Raw genomic sequence first — 10,749 nt, 5'->3', positions numbered from 1 at the left:
CAGGTGGTGTTCCAGAACCCCTACGCGTCGCTGAACCCGCGCTTCACGGTGGCGCAGACCCTGACCGAGCCGATGGCCATCCACGGCGTGGGCACGGGCGACGCCGACCGCCAGGCCCGCGCCAGCGCGCTGCTGGCCAAGGTGGGCCTCGACGACACGGCGCTGAACAAGTATCCGCACGAGTTCTCCGGCGGCCAGCGCCAGCGCATCGCCATCGCGCGCTGCCTGACGCTCGACCCGGAAGTGCTGGTGCTCGACGAGGCGGTCAGCGCGCTCGATGTCTCGGTGCAGGCCCAGGTGCTCAACCTGCTCAAGGACCTGCAGGACGAACTCGGCCTCGCCTACATCTTCATCAGCCACGACCTGGCCGTGGTCCGCTTCATGGCCGACGAGGTGCTGGTGATGAAGGACGGGCAGGTGGTCGAGCAGGCCGGCGTCGAGCAGATTCTCGAAGCGCCGCGCGAGGAATACACCCGCCGGCTGCTCGGCGCGGTGCCGCGCGGTTACAGGGCGGCGGCCTGAAAGGCGCAAGGCGCGACCGGTTTGGTCGGCCTTGTATCTGAGCACTTACATTTCGGCCCGTTTTTGCCGGGGACGCTGTGGCGTTGCGGCCAAGGCAGGTCTCTTTTCGTGACTTTCCGCACGGCACTTCTCCCGCGCGAGCATGGCACGGCTGATGCGTTGGCAAGCGCACACCCCCGGAAAGCGACACGAACGCCAGACCGGGACCACGAGACCCACCGGACGCCGTTGACACCATGCCGCAAGCCCGCTCGCCCTTCGCCCCCGCCACCCGCCGCCTGCGCGCGGCCGGCCCGCACGGCCCGGGCGGCGCGTCGTCGCTGCTGCGCCTGTCCAACGCCGCGGCGCCGCGACTGCCCAAGGCACCGGCGCTGGCCGACTGGGTGCAGCGCGCCGCTGGCGTGCTGGGCCTGAAGCACGAAGGCCCGGCCTTCGCGGCCAGCGAGTTCCGTTGATCGCCATCGAGGAGTGCACGACATGCCCCCGATCGCCCTGACCCCGGCGCCACGGCTGAACAGCCCCCAGCCGGTGCGACCCACCACCGTCCGGCCGGTCGTCGCACCGCGCCAGACCCAGGTCCTGAAGTCGAGCCACGAGTGGGCTCAACTGTCCCTGTTTCCGCGCCCGAGCGGCGCACGCTGAGTTTGTTCTGAGAGGAAGTGTTCGAGGGGAGTGAGAGTTTTTTAGCGGACTGACACCTGTCCACCAAGGGAAGCGGGCGGATCCGGGGAGGTTGAGAGCGAGCCCCGGAATCATCGTCCCGCTTCCCTCTCTTTTTTTGGGCGTCCGCCTCGCGGGTTCGACCTCTTCAACCCGCCTCCTCCACGCATGACACTGCCGGTTCCGTCGAGAACCCGCGAGGATCACGTCATGCGCTTCGTTTCCCGCCGCCTGCTGCTGGCCGCCACGGCCACCGCCGTCCTTCCCCTGCCCCTGTCCGCCCAGACCGCCTGGCCGAGCAAGCCGGTGCGCATCGTCGTGCCTTTCGCGCCGGCCGGCACCACCGACATCCTGGCCCGCGCGCTGGCACCGGAGCTGAGCCGCGCGTTCGGCCAGCCTTTCGTCATCGAGAACAAGCCCGGTGCCGGCGGCAACCTCGGCGCCGACCTGGTCGCCAAGTCGAACGACGGCCACACCCTGCTGATGGGCACGGTGGGCACGCACGCCATCAACCCGGCGCTGTACACGAAGATGCCCTACGACCACGTGAAGGACTTCGTGCCCGTCACGCTGGTGGCTGGCGTGCCCAACGTGCTGGTGATGAACCCGGCCAAGGCCGAGGCGCTGGGCATCCAGGGCGTGCCCGACCTGATCCGCGTCGCCCGGGCGAGCCCGGGCAAGCTCAACATGGCCAGCAGCGGCAACGGCACCTCGATCCACCTGGCCGGCGAGCTGTTCAAGAGCATGACCGGCACCTACATGGTCCACTTTCCCTACCGCGGCTCGGGCCCGGCGCTGCTCGACCTGATCGGCGGCAACATGGACCTGATGTTCGACAACCTGCCCTCGGCGATGCCGCACATCAAGTCGGGCAAGCTCAAGGCGCTGGCCGTCACCAGCGCCGAGCGCAGCGCCGCCCTGCCCGATCTGCCCACGGTGGCGGAGGCCGGCGCGCTCAAGGGCTTCGAGGCGAGCTCCTGGTTCGGCCTGCTGGCCCCGGCGGGCACGCCGGCGGACGTGGTGAACCGGGTGCAGCAGGAAACCGCCAAGGCACTGGCCACGCCGGCCATCAAGGAGCGGCTGCTGGCCCAGGGCGCGATCCCGAGCGGCATGAGCCCGGCGGACTTCGCGGCGCTGATCGCCGCGGAGACGAAGAAGTGGGCGACCGTGGTCAAGGCGTCAGGAGCTAAAGTCGACTGAATGACGTCCCGTTGGCAGGCCTACCGCCGAGAGGCCCTCCGCGACGACCTCGTCGCCGCGTTCATCGTCGCCATCCTGCTGATCCCGCAGAGCCTGGCCTACGCCATCCTCGCCGGGCTGCCGCCGCAGGTGGGCGTCTACGCCAGCCTGCTGCCGATGGCGGTGTATGCGGCGCTCGGTTCGTCGAGCGTCAATTCGGTCGGCCCGGTGGCCGTGGTGGCGCTGCTGACCGCCCACGCGATCGCGCCGGTGGTGGCCGAGGGCACGCCGGCCACCGCCGCCGCGCTGGTGCTGGCCGCCGAGGCCGGGCTGCTGCTCGGCGCGGCGGCGCTGTTCCGCCTCGACGCGCTGGCGGCGCTGCTGTCGACGCCGGTGCTGCACGGCTTTTCCACCGGCGCGGCGCTGGCCATCACGCTGTCGCAGCTGCCCGCGCTGCTCGGCAGCCCGGCCCGGGGCTTCACCGCGCCCGAGCTGGCCGCCTCCTGGTGGGGCAGCGGCGTGGCCGGGCACGCATTGACAGCTGCCTTCGGCATCGCCTCCCTGGCGCTGCTGTGGTGGGCGCGCGGCCATGCGCGCGCGCTGCTGGCTCGGTGGCTCGCGCCGCAAACCGCCTCGCTGCTGTCACGCTGCGCGCCGCTGGTGGTGGTGGCGCTGTCCATCGTGCTGGCCTGGGGTCTGGCCGCCGATGCGAAGGGCCTGGCGCTGGTGGGCACGCTGCCACCGCTGACACTGCCGCTGTCGCTGCCGCCGCTGGACGCCGCGCTGTGGTGGAAGCTGCTGCCCAGCGCAGTGCCGCTGGCGCTGGTCACCTTCGTCAGCAGCCTGGCGGTGTCCGAGGGCCTGGCCCTGCGCCGTCGCGAACAGGTCGACGCGCGCCGCGAGCTCACCGGCCTGGCCGCGGCCGACCTGGTCGCGGCCTGCTCGGCCGGCATGCCCATCGGCGGCAGCTTCTCGCGCGGCGCGCTCAATGCCGAGGCCGGCGCGCGCACGCGCATGGCCGGCGCCTGGGCCGCCGTGCTGATGGCACTCGCCATGCTGCTGCTGACGGCGCCACTGGCCTGGCTGCCGCGTGCCGTGCTGGCGGCGAGCATCGTCATCGCCGTGCTCGGCGTGGTCGAGTGGCGAGCCTTCGCCGAAGCCTGGCGCTATTCGCGGCCGGAGTTCGCGGTGATGGTGATCGTCGGCGCGCTGACCCTGTTCGTCGGCTCCGAGGCCGCGCTGACCGCCGGCGTCGCGCTGTCGATCGGGCTGCTGCTGCAGCGCAGCGCCAGCCCGCACGTGGCGCGCATCGGCCGCGTCGGCGACACCGAGCACTACCGCAACGTCGAGCGCCACGAGGTGCAGACCTTCCCCGGCGTGCTGGCGCTGCGCATCGACGAGAGCCTGGTGTTCACCAATGCGCGGCGCCTGGTCAGCGCGGTCGACCGCCAGCTCGCCGCGCTGCCCGACACGCGGCGTGTGGTGCTGCTGATGTCGCCGGTCAATGCGATCGACTACAGCGCGCTGGAGGCGCTCCGTGCCCTGCACGACCTGCTGCTCGAACGCGGCATCCGGCTCGACCTCACCGAGGTGAAGGGCCCGGTGCTCGACCGGCTGCGCGCCGGCGCCTGGGACAAGTGGTTCCGCGGCCGCGTCTTCCTCAGCCACCACCAGGGCATGCTCGACGCCGGCGGCCACGGACCCTGACGACCGGTCCTTCGTCAGCCCAGCTCCCAGACCACCTTGCGCCGCGACGCCACCCAGCCGTCGTACTTCGAGGCGTAGACCTCCTCGATGCGGTTGCGCTTGACCTTGAAGGTGGGCGTGATGAAGCCGTTGTCCACCGTCCAGGGCTGCGTCACCACCACCAGGCAGTCGAGCTGCTCGTGCGGATCGAGCGGCGCGTTCACCGCCGCCAGGTGCTCGGCCAGCGAAGCCTCCATCGCGCCCCGCGCGGCGGCGTCGCGGGCGCGCTGGGCGGCTTCGGCGTTGAGCATCACGATGCCCAGCGGCTGGCCGAGGTTGGCGCCCGTCACCACGCAGGCTTCCACGGTGGCGTGCATGACCAGGCGGTCCTCGATCGGCGCGGGCGCGACGTACTTGCCCTTGCTGGTCTTGAACAGGTCCTTCACCCGGCCGGTGATGCGCAGGTAGCCGTCACTCTCGAGCTGGCCCTTGTCGCCGGTGTGCAGCCAGCCGTCGGGCGTGAAGGTCTCGCGCGTCAGGCCCTCTTCCTTGTAGTAGCCGAGCATCAGGCCGGGGCTCTTCATCTGGATCTCGCCGTTGGCCGGATCGAGCCGGCTCTGCACGCCCTCGTAGGGCAGGCCGACCGTGCCGGGGCGCTGCACGCCGGGCACGGTGGCGTGCGAGACGCCGCAGTTCTCCGTCATGCCGTAGACCTCGATGATCGGCAGGCCCAGCTTCGCGTACCAGGCCAGCAGCTCGGGCGGCATCGGCGCCGCGCCGCCGGCGGCGAAGGTGCATTGGTCGAGGCCGAGCGCGGTGAGGATCTTCTTCCTGACGATGCCGCGCAGGATGGGGATCTTCAGCAGCCGCTCCAGCTTGGCCGGCGGCATCTTGGCCTGCACGCCCTGCTGGAACTTCACCCACAGCCGCGGCACCGAGAAGAACACCGTGGGTCGCGCGCGCTGCAGGTCGGCGGTGAAGGTGTCCAGGCTCTCGGCGAAGAACACGCTCATGCCGGTGGCCAGCAGGCCATGCTCGACCAGCGTGCGCTCGGCCACGTGGGCCAGCGGCAGGTAGCTGAGCATGCGCGCGCTGGCATCGATCGGCACGCGCTTCAGGCCGGCCTGGATCGACCAGGCGAAGGTCGCGAAGCTGTGCATCACGCCCTTCGGGTTGCCGGTGGTGCCCGAGGTGTACATGATGGTCGACAGCTCGTCGCCGGCGCGCACCGGCGTGCCTTGCAGCGGCTCGGTGCGGCGGACGATGTCGTCCCAGGTCGGGTAGTCGTTCGGCGGCGACAGCGGGTAGCTGATGCAGGGCAGTTCGGCGGGCACGCCGGGCTTCATGGCGTCCCAGCCGTCGAGCTTGCCGATGAACACCAGCTTCGATTCGCTGTGGGTGAGGATCTGGCGGATGGTGTCGGCGGCCAGCGTCGGGTACAGCGGCACCGAGACGTGCCCCGCCATCCAGATCGCCCAGTCGGTCATCAGCCAGTGGGCGCAGTTCTTCGACAGGATGGCGATGCGGCTGCCCCGGGGGAAGCCCAGCGACTGCAGCTGCGCGGCCATGCGCCGCGTCTCGTCCATCACTTCGCGCCAGGTCATCTGGCGCACGACACCGCCACCCATGGGCTGGGTGAACACGGTGCGGTCGGGAGTGGTCTTCTCCCAGTGGTACAAGCGCTGTAGCGCCAGGTGATCGGGGGCGATGGTGTCGCTCATGGCGGGGTGACTCCTTTGCGGGCGCCACGCTAGTACAAGGCCGGCGCCCCGCCATCCGGGTTGACCCGCCAGTAGGGTGAAGACTCCACCCGGTTCGTGACGCGGGAGCGCCCGCGGACGTGCTCTGCAAGCGCTTGCAGACAAGCGCCTAAACTCCGCACCCGGGACGGAGAACAACAGCGAGGGATCCGAGGTGAACAGGCCGACACGCAGCCGCAGCGCCGCGCCCGCGAAGGTGACCCTGGAGATGGTGGCCGAGCGCGCCGGCGTCTCGCCGAGCACGGTGTCGCGCATCCTCAACGGCACCGCCGTGGTCAGCCCCGAGAAGCGCACCGCGGTCGACGAGGCCATCGCCACGCTCGGCTTCGTGCCCAACCCGGTGGCGCGCGGCTTGGCCGGCGGCCGCACCTTCAGCGTCGGCGTGCTGACGCAGGCCATCGACAGCCCGTTCTACGGCGCGGCGCTGCGCGGCATCGAGGGGGCGCTCGGCGCGGCCGGCTACAGCCCGCTGTTCATGAGCGGGCACTGGCAGGCCGACGAGGAGTCGCGCTGCATCGACGTGCTGCGTTCGCGCCGCGTCGACGGCCTGATCGTGCTGACCGGGCGCCTGTCGGACTCGGCCCTGCGCTCGGTGGCGCGCTCGCTGCCGGTGGTGGTCACCGGCCGGCGGTTGAAGGCCACCAACCTGGTGTCGCTCGACTTCGACCATCGCGAAGGCGCGCGGCAGGCCACGCAGCACCTCATCGAGCTCGGCCACCGGCGCATCGCCTTCATCGGCGGCGTGGCCGAGCACCCGGACGCGGTCGAGCGCGAGCAGGGCTACCGGCTGGCGCTCGAGGCGGCCGGCGTGCGCGTCGACCCGGCGCTCGTCGTGCCCGGCGCCTTCACCGAGCACAGCGGCGTGCTGGCGGTCGAGCGGCTGCTCGAGCGCCGCGTGCGCTTCACCGCCATCTTCGCGGCCAACGACCAGATGGCCCTGGGCGCCGCCCTGGCGCTGTACCGCGCCGGCAAGCGTGTGCCCGATGACGTCTCGCTGGTCGGCTTCGACGACGTCGCCGGCTCGCTGTACGCCGTGCCGCCGCTGACGACGGTGCACAACCCGATCCAGGAGATCGGCGAGCTCGCCGCGCGCGCCATGCTGGCGCTGCTGGCCGGCGAGAAGGCGCGCGTGGAGGTGCCCGCGCCGCGCCTGATCGTGCGCGAGTCCACGCGCGCACTGGGCGCCTGAGGCGCGGGCCACAGGCCCTGGCGGATACCCCCGGTTGACAGCGAAAGCCCGGCTCGACTAGAGTTTGAAAGCGCTTTCATGAAGCGGCCGACCCTGGCCATCGTGGTCACGGGCGGCCTCCTGAACATGCCCATCGATCCTCCGCACCTCTTTCCCGAGCACTTCGTCTGGGGCGTCGCCACCAGCGCCTTCCAGATCGAAGGCGCGGCGCGCGCGGACGGCAAGGGCCCCTCGATCTGGGACCGCTTCTGCGAGCAGCCCGGCGCCATCGCCGACGGCAGCAGCGGCGACGTGGCCTGCGACCACTACCACCGCCTCGACGAAGACCTCGACCTGATCGCCGCGCTCGGCGTGGACGCCTATCGCTTCTCGGTCTCGTGGCCGCGCGTGCAGCCCGAAGGCCACGGCGCCTGGAACGAACGCGGCCTCGAGTTCTACGAACGCCTCGTCGACGGCCTGCTCGCGCGCGGCGTGAAACCCTACCTGACCCTGAACCACTGGGACCTGCCGCAGGCGCTGCAGGAGCGCGGCGGCTGGGCCTCGCGCGACACCGTTCAGCGCTTCGTCGACTATGCGCTGGGCATGAATGCGCGGCTGGGCGACCGGCTCGCCGCCATCACCACGCACAACGAGCCGTGGGTGATCGCGACGCTCGGCCACGAAGCCGGAAACTTCGCGCCCGGCCTGAAGAGCCGCGCCACCGCCGCGCAGGTCTCGCACCACCTGTTGCTCAGCCACGGACTGGCCGTGCAGGCGCTGCGCGCCGAAGGCAGCCGGGCGCGGCTGGGCATCGTGCTCAACCTCGCACCGGTGCACACCGCCACCGACCGCGACGCCGACCGCGCCCATGCCCGGCTGGAAGACGGCCGGCTGGTGCGCTGGTACATGGATCCGCTGTTCCGCGGCGCCTATCCGGACGAGGTGCTGGAGTTCCTCGGCGCCGACGCGCCGCGCGTCGAGCCCGGCGACCTGGCCGCCATCGCTGCGCCGATGGACTTCCTCGGCATCAACTACTACTCGCGCAACGTGGCCAGCGCCGACGGCTCGTGGCGCGCCGGCCGCAGCGGGCTGGCGCTGACCGACATGGGCTGGGAGGTCTACCCCGCGGGCCTGACCGAGCTGCTGCTGCGCCTGAACCGCGACTGGCGCCTGCCGCCGCTGTACGTGATGGAGAACGGCGCCGCCTTCCGCGACGAGCTGACCGGCGGCCGCGTGCACGATCACCAGCGCGTGGCGTACCTGGCCGCGCACATCGCCGCGGTGGGCGACGCGATGGCCCAGGGCGTGCCGATGGCGGGCTACATGGTCTGGAGCCTGCTCGACAACTTCGAGTGGGCCTCGGGCTACGCCAAGCGCTTCGGCCTGGTGCACGTGGACTACGCGACGCAGCGCCGCACCCTGAAGGACAGCGCGCTGTGGTACCGCGACTTCCTGCGCCGCCAGCGCGAACGGCAGGCCTCGCGCGCCCGGCCGCTGGAGGTGGCCTGACATGGCCGCCGGCAGGAAGCCGCGCCCGCCCAGGGGCTGGACGCTGGTCTGGGCCGACGAGTTCGACGGCCACGAGGTCGACCGCACGAAGTGGGACTTCGACATCGGCAACGGCTTCTACGACTACCGCAACCATGCCTGGGTGCCCGGCTGGGGCAACGAGGAGCTGCAGTATTACACCCACGAGCCGGAGAACGTGGTGGTGCGCGACAGCTGCCTGTTCATCCGCGCCGTCAAGGCGCCGCTGCACGGTTGCGGCTACACCTCGGCGCGGCTGAAGACGAAGAAGCGCGACGGCAGCGTGCTGTTCGCCACCACCTACGGCCGCATCGAGTTCCGCGCGCGTGTGCCCTGGGGCAAGGGCCTGTGGCCGGCGCTGTGGATGCTGCCGGTGGACGACCGTTACGGCGGCTGGGCGGCCAGCGGCGAGATCGACCTGATGGAGATCGTCGGCGAGAAACCGCACGAGGTGCTCAATAGCATCCACTTCGGCTCGACCGCCCCGGGGCGCGAACTGATCACCACGGTGCACGCCCTGCCGGAGGGCAGCCTGGTGTCGGACTGGCACACCTACGCGGTGGAGTGGGAACCCGGCGAGATCCGCTTCTACGTCGACGACGTGCAGACCTGCACCTACGACCACTGGTGGAGCTGCGGCAAGCTGGTGGATGGCCAAGGCGTCGAAGCGAAAAAGGAAGCCGATCTGAACCCCTGGCCGGCGCCCTTTGACCAGCCCTTCTACCTGGTGATGAACGTCGCGGTGGGTGGCAACTTCCCCGGCGTGCCGAACGAGCACACCGTGTTCCCGGCGGAGCTGGTGGTGGACTACGTGCGCGTGTACGACAAGGTGGGCGGCTATGGCCCGGCGAAGCCCCGCGGCAAAGGGGTGATGCCCTGGCACAAGGGCCACGTCGCCGAGCGGCGCTACCGAGGAGACTCCGATGACCAATGACGCCCGTGATTCCCGATCCGCCAGCCCCCCGTCGGCGCCCGGGCAACCCGCGTTCGCGACCGGTACCGCCTCGGGCGGCGCCGGCAGCAGTGGCGCGAGCACACGCAGCGCGGTCAGCGCGACCCGGCCCCCGCCGCTGTCGCCGCAGGCACGCACGGCGCTTCGCAACGAGTTCCGCCAGCTGCTCGCCGAGGGCGCGCACGGCTTCTGCTTCAGCCCCTATCTGGAAGGCCAGTCGCCCGGCTCGCAGGTGACCGGCCTGCAGATTCGCGCACGGCTGGAGGTGATCCGCCCCTTCACCCGCTGGGTGCGCACCTTCTCCTGCACCGACGGGCACGAGCAGACGCCGGCGATCGCGCACTCCATGGGCCTGAAGACGCTGGTCGGCGCCTGGCTCGGCACCGATGCCGCGATCAACGAGCGCGAGATCGCGGGCGTGATCGCCGTGGCACGCGCCGGCCATGCCGACATCGTGGCCGTGGGCAACTAGGTGCTGCTGCGCGAGGACCTGAGCGAAGACGAGCTGATCGCGCAGATCGAGCGCGTGAAGCAGGCGCTGCCCGGGGTGCCGGTGGGCTACGTCGACGCCTACTACCTGTTCGAGAAGCACCCGCGCGTGACCGCCGCCTGCGACGTGGTGATGACCAACTGCTACCCCTTCTGGGAAGGCTGCCCGCGCGAGCAGGCGCTGCCCTACATGCGCAGCATGATGCAGCGCACCCGCGCCGCGGCGCCGGGCAAGCGCGTGCTGATCAGCGAGACCGGCTGGCCCGACCAGGGCAGCCCCTTCCACGGCGCAGTGCCCTCGGAAGAGGGCGCGATGCGCTACTTCATCGACACGATGCGCTGGGCGCGCGACGAAGGCATCGAGGTCTTCTACTTCGCCGCCTTCGACGAGGCCTGGAAGGTAGGCGCCGAGGGCGACGTGGGTGCCTATTGGGGCCTGTGGGACAAGGACGCCCGGCCCAAGTTCGGTTGAGCCCAACGACACGATGACCGTGACCCTGCCCCGAGGCAACGCGATCTGCTACTCCGGCTACCGGCAGGGGCAGGATCCGAACCGCCAGCTCTACCCGTCCGTCGCGGAGATCCGCGAGGACCTGCACATCCTCGCCAAGCACTGGCAGCTGCTGCGGCTGTACGACTGCAGCGTGCACGCCGAGCGCGTGCTGCAGGTGATCCGCGAAGACGCGCTGCCCTTCCAGGTGATGCTCGGCGCCTACCTCGGCGCCGAGATGAACAACTTCGGCTGCCCCTGGGGCGGCACCTACGACGAGGCGACGCTCGAGGCCAACCGGCGCGAGAACGACGCC

10 protein-coding genes and 1 pseudogene are annotated in these 10,749 nt (G+C 71.0%); 10 read left to right on the top strand and 1 reads right to left on the bottom strand.

Going from position 1 to position 10,749, the window contains the following annotated elements; translation table 11 throughout:
- From AB7U92_RS13380 to AB7U92_RS13365, 4 genes are all read left to right on the top strand, one after another.
- On the top strand, positions 1 to 522 hold a 522-nt coding region (locus AB7U92_RS13380), incomplete at its 5' end, for an ATP-binding cassette domain-containing protein (protein ID WP_428577487.1).
- A 236-nt stretch (positions 523 to 758) separates the two neighbouring features.
- Positions 759 to 977, top strand: a complete 219-nt coding sequence (locus AB7U92_RS13375; protein ID WP_428577484.1) for a hypothetical protein — start codon at positions 759 to 761, stop codon at positions 975 to 977.
- Between the two features lie 415 nt (positions 978 to 1,392).
- Positions 1,393 to 2,382 (top strand): Bug family tripartite tricarboxylate transporter substrate binding protein, encoded by a 990-nt coding sequence (locus AB7U92_RS13370; protein WP_428577482.1) that lies wholly within the window; start codon positions 1,393 to 1,395, stop codon positions 2,380 to 2,382.
- Positions 2,383 to 4,068: a SulP family inorganic anion transporter gene (locus AB7U92_RS13365; protein ID WP_428577479.1), complete on the top strand. Its 1,686-nt coding sequence runs from the start codon at positions 2,383 to 2,385 to the stop codon at positions 4,066 to 4,068.
- A gap of 14 nt (positions 4,069 to 4,082) precedes the next feature.
- Here the strand turns inward: AB7U92_RS13365 and AB7U92_RS13360 are convergent, their stop codons facing one another.
- Positions 4,083 to 5,768, bottom strand: a complete 1,686-nt coding sequence (locus AB7U92_RS13360; RefSeq protein ID WP_428577476.1) for an AMP-binding protein — start codon at positions 5,766 to 5,768, stop codon at positions 4,083 to 4,085.
- 193 nt (positions 5,769 to 5,961) lie between these two features.
- Between AB7U92_RS13360 and AB7U92_RS13355 the strand changes: the two genes are divergently transcribed.
- The 6 genes and pseudogenes from AB7U92_RS13355 to AB7U92_RS13330 all read left to right on the top strand — a co-directional run.
- Positions 5,962 to 6,996: a LacI family DNA-binding transcriptional regulator gene (locus AB7U92_RS13355; RefSeq protein ID WP_428577473.1), complete on the top strand. Its 1,035-nt coding sequence runs from the start codon at positions 5,962 to 5,964 to the stop codon at positions 6,994 to 6,996.
- A 126-nt stretch (positions 6,997 to 7,122) separates the two neighbouring features.
- On the top strand, positions 7,123 to 8,484 hold the full coding sequence (locus AB7U92_RS13350) for a GH1 family beta-glucosidase (protein WP_428577490.1): 1,362 nt from the start codon (positions 7,123 to 7,125) through the stop codon (positions 8,482 to 8,484).
- Between the two features lies 1 nt (position 8,485).
- Positions 8,486 to 9,436 (top strand): glycoside hydrolase family 16 protein, encoded by a 951-nt coding sequence (locus tag AB7U92_RS13345; protein WP_428577470.1) that lies wholly within the window; start codon positions 8,486 to 8,488, stop codon positions 9,434 to 9,436.
- Positions 9,426 to 9,926: a hypothetical protein gene (locus AB7U92_RS13340; protein WP_428577467.1), complete on the top strand. Its 501-nt coding sequence runs from the start codon at positions 9,426 to 9,428 to the stop codon at positions 9,924 to 9,926. The genes AB7U92_RS13345 and AB7U92_RS13340 overlap by 11 nt, the downstream gene beginning before the upstream one ends.
- Positions 9,927 to 10,415 (top strand): glycosyl hydrolase family 17 protein, encoded by a 489-nt coding sequence (locus AB7U92_RS13335; RefSeq protein WP_428577464.1) that lies wholly within the window; start codon positions 9,927 to 9,929, stop codon positions 10,413 to 10,415.
- Between the two features lie 19 nt (positions 10,416 to 10,434).
- A pseudogene (locus AB7U92_RS13330) lies at positions 10,435 to 10,749 on the top strand (glycosyl hydrolase); the annotation flags it as partial.

Origin of the sequence: Piscinibacter sp., assembly GCF_050175855.1 — a bacterium.
GTDB lineage: Bacteria > Pseudomonadota > Gammaproteobacteria > Burkholderiales > Burkholderiaceae_C > Piscinibacter.
This window is presented reverse-complemented; position numbering and strand designations above follow the sequence as displayed.